General features: G+C 60.6%; 19 protein-coding genes. 9 read left to right on the top strand and 10 right to left on the bottom strand.

Going from position 1 to position 16,549, the window contains the following annotated elements; genetic code table 11:
- Positions 1 to 5 precede the first annotated feature (5 nt).
- From flgL to B9A19_RS01355, 7 genes are all read left to right on the top strand, one after another.
- Positions 6 to 1,391, top strand: coding sequence for a flagellar hook-associated protein FlgL (flgL, locus tag B9A19_RS01325; RefSeq protein ID WP_084088725.1), 1,386 nt, complete (start codon positions 6 to 8; stop codon positions 1,389 to 1,391).
- 169 nt (positions 1,392 to 1,560) lie between these two features.
- A complete protein-coding gene (locus B9A19_RS01330) occupies positions 1,561 to 2,037 on the top strand; it encodes a hypothetical protein (protein ID WP_176216728.1) in 477 nt (158 codons plus the stop codon).
- 70 nt (positions 2,038 to 2,107) lie between these two features.
- A complete protein-coding gene (gene radA, locus B9A19_RS01335; RefSeq protein WP_084088727.1) occupies positions 2,108 to 3,460 on the top strand; it encodes a DNA repair protein RadA in 1,353 nt (450 codons plus the stop codon).
- Between the two features lie 430 nt (positions 3,461 to 3,890).
- Entirely contained in the window at positions 3,891 to 4,217 is a 327-nt protein-coding gene (gene trxA, locus B9A19_RS01340; RefSeq protein WP_084088728.1) for a thioredoxin TrxA, read from the top strand.
- Between the two features lie 193 nt (positions 4,218 to 4,410).
- Positions 4,411 to 5,667, top strand: a complete 1,257-nt coding sequence (gene rho / locus B9A19_RS01345) for a transcription termination factor Rho (RefSeq protein WP_084088729.1) — start codon at positions 4,411 to 4,413, stop codon at positions 5,665 to 5,667.
- Between the two features lie 250 nt (positions 5,668 to 5,917).
- Positions 5,918 to 6,181 (top strand): type B 50S ribosomal protein L31, encoded by a 264-nt coding sequence (locus B9A19_RS01350; protein WP_084088730.1) that lies wholly within the window; start codon positions 5,918 to 5,920, stop codon positions 6,179 to 6,181.
- 92 nt (positions 6,182 to 6,273) lie between these two features.
- On the top strand, positions 6,274 to 7,911 hold the full coding sequence (locus B9A19_RS01355; RefSeq protein ID WP_084088731.1) for an ArnT family glycosyltransferase: 1,638 nt from the start codon (positions 6,274 to 6,276) through the stop codon (positions 7,909 to 7,911).
- A gap of 201 nt (positions 7,912 to 8,112) precedes the next feature.
- On the opposite strand, the gene B9A19_RS01360 is transcribed toward B9A19_RS01355, so the two are convergent.
- The 9 genes from B9A19_RS01360 to argF form a co-directional block, all read right to left on the bottom strand.
- Complete coding sequence (locus B9A19_RS01360) at positions 8,113 to 8,274, bottom strand: DUF3149 domain-containing protein (protein ID WP_139798580.1); 162 nt, start codon at positions 8,272 to 8,274, stop codon at positions 8,113 to 8,115.
- A 69-nt stretch (positions 8,275 to 8,343) separates the two neighbouring features.
- The gene (locus B9A19_RS01365; protein ID WP_084088733.1) at positions 8,344 to 10,239 is read right to left on the bottom strand and encodes a sensor domain-containing diguanylate cyclase; all 1,896 of its coding nucleotides are present in this window, start codon (positions 10,237 to 10,239) and stop codon (positions 8,344 to 8,346) included.
- Positions 10,240 to 10,348: 109 nt separating this feature from the next.
- A complete protein-coding gene (locus B9A19_RS01370) occupies positions 10,349 to 10,834 on the bottom strand; it encodes a YajQ family cyclic di-GMP-binding protein (RefSeq protein ID WP_084088734.1) in 486 nt (161 codons plus the stop codon).
- A 2-nt stretch (positions 10,835 to 10,836) separates the two neighbouring features.
- Entirely contained in the window at positions 10,837 to 11,367 is a 531-nt protein-coding gene (locus B9A19_RS01375) for a metal-dependent hydrolase (protein WP_084088735.1), read from the bottom strand.
- A 113-nt stretch (positions 11,368 to 11,480) separates the two neighbouring features.
- Complete coding sequence (gene ppnP, locus B9A19_RS01380) at positions 11,481 to 11,792, bottom strand: pyrimidine/purine nucleoside phosphorylase (protein WP_084088736.1); 312 nt, start codon at positions 11,790 to 11,792, stop codon at positions 11,481 to 11,483.
- Between the two features lie 9 nt (positions 11,793 to 11,801).
- On the bottom strand, positions 11,802 to 12,029 hold the full coding sequence (locus tag B9A19_RS01385) for a DUF2788 domain-containing protein (protein WP_245804233.1): 228 nt from the start codon (positions 12,027 to 12,029) through the stop codon (positions 11,802 to 11,804).
- 59 nt (positions 12,030 to 12,088) lie between these two features.
- Complete coding sequence (locus tag B9A19_RS01390) at positions 12,089 to 13,306, bottom strand: argininosuccinate synthase (RefSeq protein WP_084088737.1); 1,218 nt, start codon at positions 13,304 to 13,306, stop codon at positions 12,089 to 12,091.
- Between the two features lie 132 nt (positions 13,307 to 13,438).
- On the bottom strand, positions 13,439 to 14,071 hold the full coding sequence (leuE, locus tag B9A19_RS01395) for a leucine efflux protein LeuE (protein ID WP_084088738.1): 633 nt from the start codon (positions 14,069 to 14,071) through the stop codon (positions 13,439 to 13,441).
- Between the two features lie 4 nt (positions 14,072 to 14,075).
- Positions 14,076 to 14,990, bottom strand: a complete 915-nt coding sequence (gene argF, locus B9A19_RS01400) for an ornithine carbamoyltransferase (RefSeq protein WP_084088739.1) — start codon at positions 14,988 to 14,990, stop codon at positions 14,076 to 14,078.
- A 204-nt stretch (positions 14,991 to 15,194) separates the two neighbouring features.
- Here argF and B9A19_RS01405 point away from each other — a divergent pair, with 204 nt between their 5' ends.
- The gene (locus tag B9A19_RS01405; protein ID WP_084088740.1) at positions 15,195 to 15,506 is read left to right on the top strand and encodes a DUF3579 domain-containing protein; all 312 of its coding nucleotides are present in this window, start codon (positions 15,195 to 15,197) and stop codon (positions 15,504 to 15,506) included.
- Here the strand turns inward: B9A19_RS01405 and B9A19_RS21915 are convergent.
- A complete protein-coding gene (locus B9A19_RS21915) occupies positions 15,479 to 15,745 on the bottom strand; it encodes a hypothetical protein (protein ID WP_139798581.1) in 267 nt (88 codons plus the stop codon). The two genes, B9A19_RS01405 and B9A19_RS21915, sit on opposite strands and share 28 nt — an antisense overlap.
- A 58-nt stretch (positions 15,746 to 15,803) precedes the next feature.
- Between B9A19_RS21915 and B9A19_RS01410 the strand changes: the two genes are divergently transcribed.
- Positions 15,804 to 16,544 (top strand): beta-ketoacyl-ACP reductase, encoded by a 741-nt coding sequence (locus B9A19_RS01410; protein WP_084088741.1) that lies wholly within the window; start codon positions 15,804 to 15,806, stop codon positions 16,542 to 16,544.
- Positions 16,545 to 16,549: the final 5 nt, after the last annotated feature.

Here is a 16,549-nt window from a genome sequence, read left to right on the forward strand (position 1 = left end):
CCGCCATGCGCGTTTCTACACTGACCATCTACAACAACGGCGTCACCGGGATGTCGAACCTGCAGTCGAACCAGTCCAAGCTGCAGAGTCAGCTGTCGACCGGCCGGCGCATCCTGTCGCCGTCGGATGACCCGATTGCCTCGTCGCGTGCGCTGAAGGTGACTGAAACCGACGCCATCGTCAGTCAGTTCTCGACCAATAGCACCAGCGCCGATTCGGCGCTGCGCGTGTCCGAATCGACGATGAACCAGCTCACCACGTTGATCCAGAACGTGCAGCAGCTGGCCATCAATGCCGGTAACCCGACCCAGATCGGCACCGACAAGGCCGCGCTGGATAACGAGCTGCAGGGCCGCTATCAGGAGCTGCTGGCGCTGGCCAACCAGACCGACGGCAACGGCCTGTATCTGTTCTCTGGCTATCAGGGCAACACCAAGCCGTTTACCGAAACCTCGTTCGGCCAGGTCACCTACAACGGCGATGATGGCCAGCGGCTGATCCAGATTTCCGCCTCGCGCAACCTGCCGGTGTCCGAGCCGGGCAGCGACGTGTTCCAGCGCATCAAGGATGGCAACGCCACCTTCACCACGTCCTACAACGCGGCCAATACCGGCAGCGGCATTGTCAGCCCGGGTGAGGTGGTTGACCCGACCAAGTGGAAAAACGCGGCCAACATGCAGGATTTCAATATCGCGTTCAATGTAATCCCGGACCCGACCGACCCGACCAAGACCATCACCAACTACGACATCATCGACAACCGTGCCACCCTGCCGGGTACGGCCACGGCCAACCCGAATTACAAGAAGTCGATGATCGACAGCTATGACTACAACGGCGGCCCGCGCCCGGTCGTGGCGGGGGTCAACTCTTACCCGCGCACCTACGTGCCGGGGGGGGACATCCAGTTCAAGCAACTGGCTGGCGAGGCCACGCCACTGATCCCGGGCTGGGACTTTGGCGTCAAGACCAATGTGACCGGCACACCCAAGACCGGCGATACCTTCAATCTCAAGGCCAGCCAGAATGTGGACCTGTTCAGCACCTTTGCGCAGTTCTCCAGTGCACTGAAGAACTACACCACCGACAGCGTGGGCAACGGCCAGGCCGATTTCCAGAACCAGCTTAATACCGTCGTTTCCAATCTGGCCAATGCACTGAGCAACGTGCTCACCCGCCAGTCCTATCAGGGCTCGCGCATGAACGAAATTGATTCGGTGAAGACCACCAACGACGACCTGAATCTGCAATACAGCAAAACGCTGTCCGGCCTGCAGGATCTTGACTACACCAAGGCCATCAGCGACTTCAGCCAGAACCAGACCCTGCTGCAGGCAGCGCAACAAAGCTTCGCCGCAGTGCAAGGATTGAGCCTGTTCAAATACATCTAGTGTTTGAAGTCCCCAGCGCTCATTTGGGGCCTGCCAATTTGGCAGGCCCTTTTTTTGGCTCTGCCATTCAAAGCAGCATGTACGACTTGTCGTAGATTGTCGTTTTTAAATGGCGGGTTGTGATCGTGCAGGCTTGGCGCGATCAGGAGATGCAATGAGTGATGATGAGGTGTTCTCGCTGGTGCCGCAGATCAAGATGGCTGATGGGGGCGCGCTGGATGAGGTGCTGCTGGCAGTTTATTGGGTATGTGTCGGCGCACAATCCGAACAGATTTGGGAGCCGCGCTGCGGCTCACCGGCCATGCGTACAATCGTATCTGCCCTGCAGGAAAAGGTTCGCTCATCAGGCAGCGAGCACGTCAAGGCTGCTTGCTTGGGCGCACTGGTGCTGGCCGATGTTGCACCGGATCAGGAATTTGCACTGGAGGCTGTAGCGCAAGCCTGCACCATGCCGGCCTCCCTCAATGGTGCGCTTTACCAGTCGCTGCGGTACGCATTGGCAGCTGGTTTGCTGGACTCACGCAGTTACGAGGAAATCTGTGGTGGCGCCAGTATGACACCCCTTGATCATGGCATTTTGCTGCGACTGGCTGAGGCGATTTTGCGGCCGGCCGGGCGTGCTTTGGTGACCCCGCCCGCAACCTGACCGGTAGTCCATGCTCAGGCAACGACCGCACTTGGGATAAAATCAGCCCATCCCGATTCAGGAAACGCACATGGCCCGCGCCAAAACCGTATTCAGCTGCAGCCTTTGCGGCGCCCTGTCCCCCAAGTGGCAGGGGCAGTGCCCGGGTTGCGGGGAGTGGAACACGCTGGTCGAGACGGTCGAGGACAACAAGCCCGCCGGGCGTTTCGAGGCGCTGGCCGCCGATGGCGCGATACGCAAGCTGGCAGATGTGCAGATCGAAGAACTGCCGCGCATGGCCACGGGCATCAGTGAGCTGGATCGCGTGCTGGGCGGTGGCCTCGTGCCTGGCGGTGTGGTGCTGATTGGCGGCGACCCCGGCATCGGTAAATCCACCTTGCTGCTGCAGGCGCTCACGCTGTTGTCGGCGCAAACCAATACGCTCTATGTATCGGGTGAAGAATCGCCGCAGCAGATCGCGCTGCGCGCCCAGCGGCTGGCGCTGGAGGCGGGCCAGATCAACTTGCTGGCCGAAATCGGGCTGGAGCGCATCCTGACTACCCTGGAGCAGGTGCAGCCGCAGGTGGCGGTGATTGACTCGATTCAGACGCTGTATTCGCAAGCGCTCAACAGTGCGCCGGGCAGCGTGGCACAGGTGCGCGAGTGCGCAGCGCAGCTCACCCGCTTTGCCAAGCGCACCGGCACCACCATCCTGCTGGTGGGGCATGTGACCAAGGAGGGGGCGCTGGCCGGGCCGCGCGTGCTGGAGCATATCGTTGATGCCGTGCTGTATTTCGAGGGTGATACGCACTCCAGTTTCCGGCTGATACGCGCGATCAAGAACCGCTTTGGTGCGGTGAACGAGCTGGGCGTGTTCGCCATGACCGACAAGGGCTTGCGTGAGGTGTCCAACCCGTCGGCGCTGTTCCTCAGCCAGCATGCCGAGCCGGTGGCCGGCTCTTGCGTGCTGGTGACGCAAGAGGGATCGCGCCCGCTGTTGGTGGAGGTGCAGGCGCTGGTGGACGATGCGCTGTCGCCGCAGCCGCGCCGCTTGGCGGTGGGGGTGGAGCAGAACCGGCTGGCGCTGCTGCTGGCGGTGCTCAACCGCCATGCCGGCATCGCCACCGCCGATCAGGACGTCTTCATCAATGCGGTGGGCGGGGTGCGCATCAACGAGCCGGCGGCCGATCTGGCGGTGCTGCTGGCCATCGTATCGAGCCTGCGCAACCGGCCCTTGCAACACAAGCTGGTGGTGTTCGGTGAGGTGGGCCTGTCGGGCGAGGTGCGCCCGGTGCAGCGCGGCCAGGAGCGGCTGCGCGAGGCGGCTAAACTGGGCTTCACCCACGCCATCGTGCCCAAGGCCAACCGGCCGCGCCAACCCATCGAGGGCATGACGGTAACGGCCGTCGACCGGCTGGAAGAGGCAGTGGCGCAGGCCATCTAGGGCCTGTTAACACTTATTTCGCGTTTGCGCTGGGCCGCAAAGAGGTCAGCTACAAGGCACGCAACGCAGGCAATAACCGGTTATTGCCAAGGCGCGTAACGCCGTAGATGGCCTCTTTGCGGCCCAGCCCTGCGGGTTCGGGGTTTTTCGGGCGGTTCGCTGCGTTGCAAACCGCTTGCGGTACCCGTACCGCAGCGCGTTCTGCGCCTTGCGCTCCATCCCGAACTACCCCGAACGCAAGCGTGAAATAAGTGTTAACAGGCCCTAGCGTGCATGCAACGATCCGACGAACGGACCGTTAGCTGCAAACTATTGACGGGATTGAATCGTTTTTTCCGATTGCGGCTTGAAAGTCGATAAAATGGCGCCATTCATTTTGTCAGGGGCAGTCAATACTGTGCCTGATTCACTACCCAGACTGGAGAACGCCATGAGCGACCACATCGTTTACACCACCGACGCCAGCTTTGAAGCCGATGTCCTGCAAGCGCAGGGCCCGGTGCTGGTCGACTACTGGGCTGAATGGTGCGGTCCTTGCAAGATGATTGCGCCCATCCTGGATGAAGTCGCGACCGAATACGCCGGCAAGCTGACCATCGCCAAGCTCAACATCGACGAAAACCAGGGCACGCCGCCGAAGTATGGCATCCGTGGCATCCCGACCCTGATGCTGTTCGCCAATGGCGAAGTGAAGGCCACCAAGGTTGGCGCGCTGTCCAAGTCGCAACTGACTGCCTTCCTCGACAGCAATCTGTGATCATCAACTTGGGGCGCAATGCCCCAAGTGTTGCGTAGCCGGTACACCCGGCTGCGCGGTTGCCTTGACACCCGTCTTGGCAGCGCTATAACCTTACAAGCAATCTCGTGCGCAGGGGTTCTTCCCGCGCAAGCAATATCTCTCGCTATTCAGCCTCACTCCCCTGTGTTTCTTAGCTCAATGAGCCCAGCCCATGCACTTGTCCGACCTTAAACACCTACACGTATCCCAGCTGCTGGAAATGGCGACGCAAAGCCAGATCGAAGGCGCGAACCGGATGCGCAAACAGGACCTGCTGTTCGCCTTGCTGAAGAATCACGGCAAGAAGGGTGAATCCATTTTCGGGGATGGCACGCTGGAAGTGTTGCCGGATGGCTTTGGCTTCCTGCGCAGCCCGGACATCTCGTATCTGGCCGGCCCGGACGATATTTATGTCAGCCCCAGCCAGATCCGCCGCTTCAACCTGCATACCGGCGATACCATCGAGGGTGAAATCCGTACCCCCAAGGATGGCGAGCGTTACTTTGCGCTGGTGAAGGTCGACAAGATCAATGGCGAGCCGCCCGAGGCTTCCAAGCACAAGATCCTGTTTGAAAACCTCACGCCGCTGTTTCCGAACCGCCGCCTGACGCTGGAACGCGATATCAAGGCCGAAGAAAACATTACCGGCCGCGTGATCGACCTGATTGCCCCGATAGGCAAGGGCCAGCGTGCACTGCTGGTGGCGCCGCCCAAGTCCGGCAAGACGGTGATGTTGCAGAACATCGCGCATGCCATCACTGCCAACCACCCGGACGTGGTGCTGATCGTGCTGCTGATCGACGAACGCCCGGAAGAAGTGACCGAAATGACCCGCTCGGTGCGCGGCGAGGTGATCAGCTCGACCTTCGACGAACCGGCCACCCGCCACGTGCAGGTTGCCGAAATGGTGATCGAAAAGGCCAAGCGCCTGGTCGAGCACAAGAAGGACGTGGTGATTCTGCTCGATTCGATCACCCGTCTCGCGCGCGCCTACAACACCGTGGTGCCAGCCTCCGGCAAGGTGTTGACCGGTGGTGTGGACGCCAACGCACTGCAACGCCCGAAGCGTTTCTTCGGCGCTGCGCGCAATATCGAGGAAGGCGGCAGCCTGACCATCATCGCCACCGCGCTGGTCGACACCGGCAGCCGCATGGACGACGTGATTTTTGAAGAATTCAAGGGCACCGGCAACAATGAACTGCATCTGGACCGCCGCATGGCAGAAAAGCGCCAGTTCCCGGCCATCAACATCAATCGCTCCGGCACCCGCCGCGAGGAGCTGCTGATCCCGCAGGAACAGCTGCAGAAAATCTGGGTGCTGCGCAAATTGCTGTACCCGATGGACGATCTGGAAGCGATGGAGTTTCTGCTCGACAAGATCAAGGCCACCAAGACCAACAACGACTTCTTCGACTCGATGCGGCGTTGATTGGGCATGTGGCAGGGCGAGGCAGCCAGCGTTTAAACGCTGGCTGTTTTGTTTGTGTGGACCCTGCCGGTTGATGCGCTTGGCGCCGCAGGCTCCAATACCGATTTGCTCTCGTATCCGGTTTCGCCAAAACAGTCATCGGGCCGCTGATCGGCACGCGGCCACACATCTTGCTGCCCCCTCGCCATTCTGGGATAATGCCCGGTTTTAGCGTCGGCACAATCCCGGCGCGCTCAACCTAGGAAAAGCCATGAAAGCCGATATCCATCCGGAATACAAAGAAGTCATCTTCTTCGACGCAAGCGTTGACTTCAAATTCCTGACCCGCACCACCATGACCCCGAAGGGCGGCGAAACCCTGAAGTGGACTGATGGCAAGGAATACCCGGTCGTGCGTCTGGACGTGTCGTCCGAATCGCACCCGTTCTACACCGGCAAGCAAAAGATCGTCGACACCGCCGGTCGTATCGAGAAGTTCCGCAGCAAGTACAACATGTACAGCAGCACCAAGTAAGCGCCAGCGCTTACCCGAAAAAGGCAGCTTTCACGCTGCCTTTTTTCTTGCCCCCGGTTTATGCTCCCCACGTTGCACTTCTTTGCCTTGCCATGCTGACCTACTCCCCGGATGCCGAGCGTATCAACCCGCCTGCCAGTGCAGAAAAGCCCTGGCTGCTGATTTTGCTGTGCCTGATCTGGCTGCTGCCCGGCTTGGTCGGGCATGACCCGTGGAAGCCGCGCGAGCTGGAAACCGCTGCGGTCATCGGTCGCTTCCTGGCGGGGCAGCACTGGGCGATCCCGTGGTTTGCCGATGCAGCCTATCTGGACAATACGCCGCTGTATTACTGGGTGGCCACGCTGTTTGCCTGGCCGTTGAGCAAGCTGGGCATGAGCGTGCACGATGCAGCACGCATTACCACCGGCTTGTGGTGCGCGCTGGCGTTCTGGGGCATAGGGCTGGCCGGGCGCGAGCTGTACGGCCGTCGCAACGGGCGGGTGACGGTGATGGCGATGGTGGGCTGCATCGGCCTGATCATCTGGGGGCATCATCTGGCTACGCCCATCCTCTTGCTCACTGGGTTCTGCTGGCAGGCCTATGCGCTGGCGCTGGCGCGTCGCCGGCCCTTGCTGGCTGGCTGGGTGCTGGCAGGGGCATGGCTGGTCCTGTTTCTGGGGACTTCTTTATCCGAGTTTGCACTTGGGGTGCTGACGGCGCTGTTACTCGCAATGTTTAAACCTTGGCGGCGCGGTGCTTATCTCGCTACGGTGCTGACCGCACTGGTGATTGTGCTGCCGGTAGGCGGGATGTGGCTGGCCGACTTCGCCCATACCTCGCCTACGCTATTTGCGCTTTGGTTGCATCAGGATGCATTTGGACCGTTTGGTGGCTGGGGTCACGTGCAGTTCTTTCGCTCGCCCACTTACTTTTTCTCGGCCGTTCCCTGGTTTGCTTGGCCAGCGCTACCGTTGGCGCTGTGGGGGGGGTGGGTAATGCGCCGTGATTTGCGCTCGGCCGCCTTTGTCATGCCGGCACTAATGATTGCCCTCAATACCCTATTCCTGATCTGCGCTTCGGATAATGAGGAAGCGCATCTGTTGTTGATGCTGCCGGCGCTGGCATTGCTGTCTACGGCCGGGGTTGATAGCTTGCGCCATGGCGCGGCGGCAGCGCTCAACTGGTTTGGCGTGCTCACTTTGGGTTTGCTGACTGGGGCGCTGTGGCTGGGGTGGCTGGTGTTACACCTGGGCTTGCCGGGGAGCTGGTCGACCGAATTGCAGATGGCCAGTCCGGCGTACACGGCGAATCTGCACATACCGGGTTTTGCCTTTGCGGGTATCGTTTCTGCCATCTGGATCTGGGTATTGTCGCGCAAGCGCCCGCTGGGCCGGCGTGCCCTTACCAACTGGGTGTGCGGGGTTACGTTGCTGTGGGGTGTGCTGATCGGCCTGTGGCAGCCATGGCTGGATGCATCCAAGAGCTATCGCAGCGTGAGCCTGTCGCTAGCACATGCGCTGCAGGGGCGAAACGGCTGCTTGGGAGGTGACCGTGTGTCCGACAAGATGGCCGCATCGCTGGATTACTTTGCCGGGATTCCGCTGCAGCGTAGCAATGCCACCGCATGTCCGTGGCTGCTGACGCAGGAACAGGTGCCGGCTGGCAGCGTGACCATCTGGCAGGGGAGCCGGCCGGGTGAGCGCCGGGAGCTGTTCTCGCTCTACGCGAATCCGGCCGTGGCCACCCGTTAAGCCAGGCTGCTGCCGGGGCAGGGCTGCTGCGGGATCGGCACAGTTTGTCGTGCCGGTGCCTCTGGCATCGCACTCTCGCCATACCGAAGGGGGCGGGGCGTCCGGGCGCGGCCATGCTGCGGTCAGCGCCGGTGCTCTACGTTCTGCCAGGTGTTTGTGCCATGCATGCCTGGCAATGGGCATTTGCCATGCGGCAAGCGCTCAATGGTCGTGCTTTTCTTCCTGCGGCACCTTGGCGTTGATCACGTTCTTGTGCACGAACCAGCCGATATAGCCGGCCATGGCAATCACGAAGCCGATGGTAAACAGGCTCAGCAACCCGATGTCGGATGTGAACAGTGTTTCCAGTGGGGTGTTTTCCATGATGGCGCTCCAGTCAACGTTGTATGTTGACAGCATGCGCGCATCGGGCGCGGCTGGTTTTGCGCAAGGTCAAACTTGCGTGTTGCCGTGCTCGTCGATTTCTTCGGCAATGCTCACGCGATTGCGGCCGTGGTGCTTGGAGTAGTAGAGCGCGGTATCCGCACGCTTGAGCAAATCATCCACCAGCGGATCATTCGCGCGCAGCTCGGTAATGCCGATGCTGGAGGTAAAGCGTACCTCCTGGCCATCGTCGGTGATGATGCAGTTGGCCTCGATGGCCAGCCGCAGCCGCTCGGCCACGTTGAAGGCCTGCGCACGCGGGGTTTCCGGCAGCAGTGCGGCAAACTCCTCGCCACCCAGCCGTGCCAGCAGATCGACGTCGCGCAGCACGCCCCTGCAGATGTCGGATAGCGCACGGATCGCCTTGTCGCCCACATCGTGACCATAGGTGTCATTGATGCGCTTGAAGTGGTCGATGTCGACCATCAGCAGGCTGAGCGGGCGGGCGTAGCGCTGCGCGCGCGCCAGCTCCTGATTCGCGGTTTCCATGAAATGCGCGCGGTTATAAAGGCCGGACAGGCTGTCGGTAGTGGCACGGCGCTGCAGCTCGCTTTCCATCTGCTTGCGCTCGGTGATGTCAACGATGCCCAGTACCACCGTGCTGCTCTCGCTGGTGTTCACTTCCGACAGCGATACGCTGCCCCAGAATGGCTCGCCGCTATGGCGCTGCAGGCGCATTTCCACTGCGCGTATGGTCTTGCCGTCGTGCAGGCGCTCCACCTGATCCATGAAGTCGAGCCGGTTCAGGTACAGCTCGAATGCACGCATCGACAGCGCCGCGGCCTGCGGCATATCGAACAGGTCGGCCGCGCGCTGGTTCACATAGGTGATGAAATAGTCGGGCAGCTTGGCCAGTACCAGTGCCACCGGTGTGGTTTCGATCATCTGGCGAAAGCGCGCTTCGCTGGCGTTGAGCTTGATTTCCTTCTGCTGCAGATTGCGTGCCAGACGGTGCGAGCGCCAGAAGAAATAGGTCATCAGCAAAGCCATGCACAGCAGTGCACCGCCGCCCAGCAGGTAATAGATGGTGGCATCGCGCCAGTGCGCCAGATAGTCCTCGGACGATACGCTGACGATGATCACGAAGGGCGTGCCGGCAATCAGCCGGTAGCTGGTCTGGCGTGTGGCGCTATCGGTACGGCTTTGTACCAGCTGCGTGCCGGTGAGGCTGCCATTGTTCAGCTGGGCGACCATATTGGCGTCCGGCTTGAATACGGCGGCGTTCTTGCGCTTGGGGTAGCTGGCAATGATGCCCATATGGTCATCAAGCAGCAGGATGTTACCGTTGTGGCCCACGTCTATGGTGCCCAGCAGGCGGTCGAAGTATTGCGTGGTCAGGCTGGCGACGACAAGGCCGCCGAACTGGTTGTCGCTCTTTTCGTAGCGGCGCGCCACCACGATGCCTTGCTTCTGCGCATCGTTGGCGACCACCAGCCGTGAATAGACGCGCTCCTGGAAGGGGTTGTCGCGGATCATGGCGAAGTAATCGCGGTCGATCAGCCCTTCGCCGCCGGTGGTATCCAGCGCGCGGTGTGTCATTGCTGCTTGCGGGTTCACCAGTGCGATGTTGTCGGCCTGGCGGATCAGCGCCAGCTTGTCGAGCAGCAGGCCCTGCAGCTCCTTGTTGCGCGTCTCGCCCAGGTCGGCTTTGGCCACATCGGCCTCGTTCAGCCGCTGCGCCAGATCGTGCAGCACCAGATCGGTTTCACGCAGTGCCGACGATAGCTGCCCCTCCAGTACCTGCGCCAGTGTCTCGGTGCCCTGGCGTGAGCGTTGTACCTCGGCGTTGTACGAGCTGCTGACCTGGTAGCTAAGGATGAATACCATGCCCAGGCCGAACAGCGCCCCGACCAGTGAAATCACGGCCGACTGACGACTGGACCAGAACAGGTACGGTGAGCGCATCGGGTCAGTTTAACGGGTTGGCCGCCGGCAAGTATTAGAATCTGCTGTGAAACGCATCGCGGCCCGTGCTTGTTTGCGGCAATGCAACAGTCGGGCCGCCTGTGCCAGTTTAGTCGCGGAAATTCTGGAACTGCAGCGGGAAATCGTCGATGGCCTTGCGTACCAGTGCGATGGCTTCCTGCAGCACGTCGCGCTTGGCGCCGGACACACGCACTTCGTCACCCTGGATGGCCGCCTGCACCTTGAGCTTGGAATCCTTGATTTCGCGCACGATGCGCTTGGCCAGATCGCTTTCGATGCCGGTCTTGATGGTGACCAGTTGCTTGACCTTGTTGCCCGAGACCTTCTCCAGCTTGGCCTCGTCCAGGCAGCGAATATCCACGCCACGCTTGGACAGCTTGCCGATCAGGATGTCCTTGACCTGCTCGAGCTGGAAGTCGCTGTCGGCAAACAGCGTCAGCACCTTGTCGTTCTGCTCGATGCGCGCATCCGAGCCCTTGAAATCATAACGGGTACCGACTTCCTTGTTGGCCTGCTCGACCGCGTTGCGGACTTCCACTTCGTTGATTTCGGAAACGATATCGAAAGAGGGCATGATTATTCCTTGGTCTTGTCGCGCAGGTGCAGGCCCAGCCACAGCAGCAAACAGGGTAGCGCTACCCAGAGCGCTTCGCTCATCAGCGTATGCGCCCCGCGCGAGGAAAAAAAGTGTGCGCCGATGGGTGAAACGGCAATCGGCGTGACGGGAAAGAAAAAACGTTCGCTGCTGAATGGCCAGAAGAACGCGACACCTTCACCGCCGTTGGTCAACGCATCCAGCGGGCCATGCGAGGCCACGGCAGCAAACAGCGCAGCCCAGGCGACGCGGAACGGAGCCCGGCCGCGCAACCCGGCATGCAGCAACGCCAACAGCAGGCCGAGCAACAATGCCGCCAGCAACGAATGCATGGCACCGCGATGACCAAAGTCATCGGCATAGGCGATGCCCAGCCGGAACGACAGCACGTCCAGATCAGGCGCCATGGCGCCGACGATCGCCAGATCGTACAGCCGGGGCGAGCGCCAGCGCGCCGGCAGGCAGCGTATCAGCGTGGCGCCAACCAGCGCATGCGTGAACACCGTGGTCATGGGCTTTGCCTCGCGGCTGCACCGCGCTTCGCCACAGGTGGGCTCCCGGCCGTGCCGGGGGCTTGATGTCGCTTATGCGCGGCGGATGCCGGTGGCCAGAGTCAGTCAGGCGCTCAACCGAAGTGACAGACGTAATGCAGGGTGTCGGTCACTTCGATGTCGAAGCTGGAGTCACCCGGTACGTCGAACGACTGGCCGCCGCTGTAGGTTTTGGCTTCGGTCTCGCCCTTCAGCGTGACCTTGCAGCTGCCGGCCAGCAGCTCCATCACTTCCGGTGCGCCGGTGTTGAACACCAGCTTGGACGGCAGGATGACGCCGACGCTCTTGCGGGTGCCATCGGCGAGGATGACGGTGTGGCTCACGCATTTGCCGTCGAAGTAGACGTTGGCTTGCTTGACGACGGAGACGTTATCGAACTGGCTCATGGATTTCTCTTATTTTTGCAGGATTTGGGTGAGGATGGTCTTGGCGATAAAACCGAGCATGCCCAGCCCCAGCACGAAGGCGAGCACGATGGTGCCATACTTGCCGGCCTTGGAATCCTTGGCCAGCTTGTAGATGATGAAGCACATATAGGCGATCAGGCCGGTGCACAGAATGCTGACGGAGAGCGTGGTAAATGCTTCTTCGTCCATCGTGGCGAGTGCGGTCAGCACGGACATGGTTCTATCCCGAAAACATGAAAAGACCGCACCCGGTCAGGGTGCGGCCGGGGCAGGGCTTAGCGGCCTTTCTTGCCGGCAATGCGCATGCGCAGTGCGTTCAGCTTGATGAAGCCACCGGCGTCGGCCTGGTTGTAGGCGCCGCCGTCATCGTCGAAGGTGGCGATGGTCTGGTCGAACAGGGTGTCCTTGGAGTCGCGCGCCACCACGCTCACGCCGCCCTTGTAGAGCTTGACGCGTACCCAGCCGTTCACGCGGGCCTGGGTATGGTCGATCAGCACTTGCAGCGCCTTGCGCTCCGGGCTCCACCAGTAGCCGTTGTAGATCAGGCTGGCGTAGCGCGGCATCAGGTCGTCCTTCAGGTGTGCCACTTCGCGGTCCAGCGTGATCGACTCGATGCCACGGTGCGCCTTGAGCAGGATGGTGCCGCCCGGGGTTTCGTAGCAGCCACGACTCTTCATGCCGACGTAGCGGTTTTCCACCAGGTCCAGACGGCCGATGCCGTGCTTGCCGCCCAGCTCGTTCAGCTTGGCCAGCACTTCGTGCGCCTTCAGGCGGATGCCGTTGATGGCGACCACATCGCCGTTTTCAAATTCGAGATCGACATATTCGGCCGCGTCCGGTGCCTGCTCCGGCGACACGGTCCAGCGCCACATGCTTTCTTCGGCTTCGGCCTTCGGGTCTTCCAGGTGACGGCCTTCAAAGCTGATGTGCAGCAGGTTGGCATCCATCGAGTACGGCGCGCCGCCGTTCTTGTGCTTCATGTCCACTTCGATGCCGTTGGCTTCGGCATAGGCCATCAGCTTTTCGCGCGACAGCAGATCCCATTCGCGCCACGGGGCGATGACCTTCACTTCCGGCATCAGCGCATAGGCACCCAGCTCGAAGCGCACCTGGTCGTTGCCCTTGCCGGTGGCGCCGTGGCTGATGGCATCGGCCTTGGTATCACGGGCGATTTCCACCAGACGCTTGGCAATCAGCGGGCGGGCAATCGAGGTGCCCAGCAGGTATTCGCCTTCGTAGACGGTGTTGGCACGGAACATCGGGAACACGAAGTCGCGCACGAATTCTTCGCGCACGTCGTCGATGTAGATGTTTTCCGGTTTGATGCCGAATTTCAGCGCCTTCTGGCGTGCCGGTTCCAGCTCCTCGCCCTGGCCGAGGTCGGCGGTGAAGGTCACCACTTCACACTGGTACTGATCCTGCAGCCATTTCAGGATCACCGAAGTATCGAGACCGCCGGAGTAGGCGAGAACGACTTTTTTCACGTCAGACATGGAATTCCCCAAATCAAAAGCCAGATGCTGGTCAGCTCCGCCGCGCTACTGGCGTGGCGGCGGAACGATAGTGCCGATACTTGTACTGCTTAACTGATTTACCCGCCGACGACGTTGGCCGCCAGTGGGGCTTTACCTGCTGGTGGCGAGCCGCAGGCCGAAACTTACGAACAATAATCCCGTCAGCTTGGCGCCCAGACTCGCCAGCCATCGTCGCTGTGCCAGACGGCGCACGATCTGGCTGCCAGCCAGAATCAACAGGGTGAGATAGGCCATGCTGGTCACCTGCACGATGATCCCCAGCGTGGCAAAGGTCAGCACCACGTGCGGATAGTGCGGATCGACGAACTGCGGAAAGAACGCCATGAAAAACAGAATGGCTTTCACATTGACCAAAGAGATCGACAGCGCCTGCCGGAAGGCCCGCTGCGGGCCGGCCGCTTGCGCTACGGCTGCTTCATCGGCCTTGCCGGTGCGCGATAGCAGCAGCTTCAGACCCAGATAGCCCAGATAGGCTGCACCGGCATAGCGGACGAAATCGAATGCCAGCGGGTAGGTCTGCATCAACGACGCCACGCCCAGCGCGGCGGCGAGCATCAGGGCCAGATCACCACAGAACACCCCGGCGGCAGCGGCAAAGCCGGTGCGCGCGCCGTTCTTGCTCGCCGTAGTGAGCACGAACATGGAATTGGGGCCCGGCGTCAGGATGATGACGATGGTGCCCAATACATAGGTGGCGAGGTCGGTGACGCCCAGTATGCTCAAGTGCTCAATCCTCGATCTTGCCCAGCAGCAGGTATTCGATCACGGCCTTCTGCGTGTGCATGCGGTTTTCCGCTTCATCCCACACCACCGATTGCGGGCCATCGATCACTTCCGGATCGACTTCCTCGCCACGGTGGGCCGGCAGGCAATGCATGAAGATGGCATTGGCCTTGGCCTGCAGCATCAGCTTCTCGCTGACCTTGTAATTGATGAAGTCCTTCTTGCGTTGCAGCGTTTCGCGCTCGAAGCCCATCGAGGTCGACACGTCGGTGGTGACGATATCGGCATCGCGCGCAGCGCTGTACGGGTCGTAGAACTGCTCGAAGTGCTCGCCGCCATAGCTCTGGCCATCCAGCACGGTCATTTCATAGCCACGCGGGCAGGCGAGGTTGAGCTTGAAGTTGAAAATCTTGGCTGCCTGCAGCCAGGTACGCGACACATTGTTGCTGTCGCCGATCCAGGCCACCGTCTTGCCCTCGATCGAGCCGAAACGCTCGATATAGGTGTAGATGTCGGCCATGATCTGGCACGGATGGTATTCGTTGGTCAGGCCGTTGATGACCGGCACCAGCGAGTTCTCGGCAAAGCGGTCGATGATGCTTTGCTCGAAGGTGCGCACCATCACGATGTCGACCATGCGGCTCATCACCTTGGCTACATCCTCGATCGGCTCGCCACGGCCCAGTTGCGTGTCCTTGCTCTGCATGAACATCGCATGGCCACCGAACTGCGCCATCCCGGCTTCAAACGAGATACGCGTACGGGTCGACGACTTCTCGAAGATCATCCCCAGCACCTTGCCGATGAAGGGCTGATACAGCTGGCCGCTCTTCAGGCGTTGCTTGATGATGCGAGTGCGCTCGAACAGGTAGTCGTATTCTTCGCGAGTGAAGTCGGAAAATTGCAGGTAATGGCGCATAGGCGTCTAGCGCGCGTCCTTGCGGGGCGGCGATTTTGTGGAAAAACCCACATTATTCAACCATTTGGGTATGGCCGGCAAGCCCTGAGGGCATGGGCGGGCCGTTGTTCCGGACGATGGTGCTTTTTATCGCATCGCAGCAGGGGGGCAGTGTATAATCCGCGTTTGAAGCAATTCTGAGATGCCGCCCGGTTCGAGCTCCCCATGATCTGTAATCCGTACGAAATCATCATTCAAGGGATCACCAGCAACGGTCGCGAGTTCCGCCCCAGTGACTGGGCCGAACGCCTGTCCGGCATCCTCTCCACCTTCGGTTTTGACCAGAAGCTGTCCTACGCGCCCTATGTGCGCCCCATGGTGCTCGACAACGTGCGTTGCGTTGCCGTCGACAAGCAACTGGAAAAAATCGACCCGCGTGTATTCGATTTCATCATGACTTTTGCGCGCGACAACGACCTGCGCATTGTTGACTGCCGCACCTTGCTTGATCAATACCAGGCCGATACCAATTCCTGAGAGTATCCCTGCGATCTGATTGCGAGAAGGATGACCGGGGCCGGTGAGCCTGTCCAGTCTGTTTCAATGATGCCCGTCAGCGTATGCTGCACGGGCATTTTTGCTTTTTGATTGCAGCGTGGTGCTGCCGCATCGATGCGGGTGACGCGCACCACATCGTTGCGGCGGCGCGTCATGCTGGTGCGTTTTGTGTCGCTTTCATGCCCCGCTTTCATCGATTCATCGTTGTTGCGTCGCACAATCGGCGCTATGCTAGTTCGTATTAGTGCGATTGCACGCGGCCAACAGGGGCAAACGATGAAACTCAAGGATAAAGTCGCCATCATTACCGGTTCCGCCAGCGGGATCGGCCATGCAACCGCCATCAAGTTTGCCGCCGAAGGCGCCAAGGTGGTGGTCTGTGACGTGAACCAGGCCGGGATTGATACCGTGGTGTCCGAACTGACGGCATCCGGTGCGACTGCCGTCGGCTACGTGGTCGATGTGACCGACAAGGCCCATATCGCTGCCATGGTCGAGGGTGTGAAGGCGCAGTTCGGCCGCATTGACGTACTGGTGAACAATGCCGGCATCGTGGCCGACGCCCAACTGTATAAAATGAGCGACGAACAGTTCGACCGCGTGATCGACATCAACCTCAAGGGTGTCTACAACTGTGCCAAGGCCGTGGTGGATACCATGATCGAGCAGGGTGGCGGCGTGATCCTGAATGCATCGTCGGTGGTGGGTCTGTATGGCAACTTCGGCCAGACCAACTATGCCGCAGCCAAGTTCGGCGTGATCGGCTTCGTCAAGACCTGGGCCAAGGAGCTGGGCAAGAAGGGCATCCGCGCCAATGCGGTCTGTCCGGGCTTTGTGGCCACACCCATCCTGAATTCGATGCCGGAAAAGGTCATCCAGGCCATGGAAGACCGCGTGCCGATGAAGCGTCTGGCCCAGCCGTCCGAAATCGCCAATGTCTACGCCTTCCTGGCGTCGGACGATGCCAGCTACATCAATGGTGCCGCGATTGAAGTGACTGGTGGTCTGACGCTGTAAGCATA

The organism is Andreprevotia lacus DSM 23236 (genome assembly GCF_900176275.1).
Lineage (GTDB): Bacteria > Pseudomonadota > Gammaproteobacteria > Burkholderiales > Chitinibacteraceae > Andreprevotia > Andreprevotia lacus.

Coding starts and splice junctions, on each gene's coding strand:
- flgL (WP_084088725.1), top strand. CDS start 6: ATGCGCGTTTCTACACTGACCATCTACAACAACGGCGTCACCGGGATG.
- radA (WP_084088727.1), top strand. CDS start 2,108: ATGGCCCGCGCCAAAACCGTATTCAGCTGCAGCCTTTGCGGCGCCCTG.
- trxA (WP_084088728.1), top strand. CDS start 3,891: ATGAGCGACCACATCGTTTACACCACCGACGCCAGCTTTGAAGCCGAT.
- rho (WP_084088729.1), top strand. CDS start 4,411: ATGCACTTGTCCGACCTTAAACACCTACACGTATCCCAGCTGCTGGAA.
- B9A19_RS01350 (WP_084088730.1), top strand. CDS start 5,918: ATGAAAGCCGATATCCATCCGGAATACAAAGAAGTCATCTTCTTCGAC.
- B9A19_RS01355 (WP_084088731.1), top strand. CDS start 6,274: ATGCTGACCTACTCCCCGGATGCCGAGCGTATCAACCCGCCTGCCAGT.
- B9A19_RS01360 (WP_139798580.1), bottom strand. CDS start 8,274: ATGGAAAACACCCCACTGGAAACACTGTTCACATCCGACATCGGGTTG.
- B9A19_RS01365 (WP_084088733.1), bottom strand. CDS start 10,239: ATGCGCTCACCGTACCTGTTCTGGTCCAGTCGTCAGTCGGCCGTGATT.
- B9A19_RS01370 (WP_084088734.1), bottom strand. CDS start 10,834: ATGCCCTCTTTCGATATCGTTTCCGAAATCAACGAAGTGGAAGTCCGC.
- B9A19_RS01375 (WP_084088735.1), bottom strand. CDS start 11,367: ATGACCACGGTGTTCACGCATGCGCTGGTTGGCGCCACGCTGATACGC.
- ppnP (WP_084088736.1), bottom strand. CDS start 11,792: ATGAGCCAGTTCGATAACGTCTCCGTCGTCAAGCAAGCCAACGTCTAC.
- B9A19_RS01385 (WP_245804233.1), bottom strand. CDS start 12,029: ATGTCCGTGCTGACCGCACTCGCCACGATGGACGAAGAAGCATTTACC.
- B9A19_RS01390 (WP_084088737.1), bottom strand. CDS start 13,306: ATGTCTGACGTGAAAAAAGTCGTTCTCGCCTACTCCGGCGGTCTCGAT.
- argF (WP_084088739.1), bottom strand. CDS start 14,990: ATGCGCCATTACCTGCAATTTTCCGACTTCACTCGCGAAGAATACGAC.
- B9A19_RS01405 (WP_084088740.1), top strand. CDS start 15,195: ATGATCTGTAATCCGTACGAAATCATCATTCAAGGGATCACCAGCAAC.
- B9A19_RS01410 (WP_084088741.1), top strand. CDS start 15,804: ATGAAACTCAAGGATAAAGTCGCCATCATTACCGGTTCCGCCAGCGGG.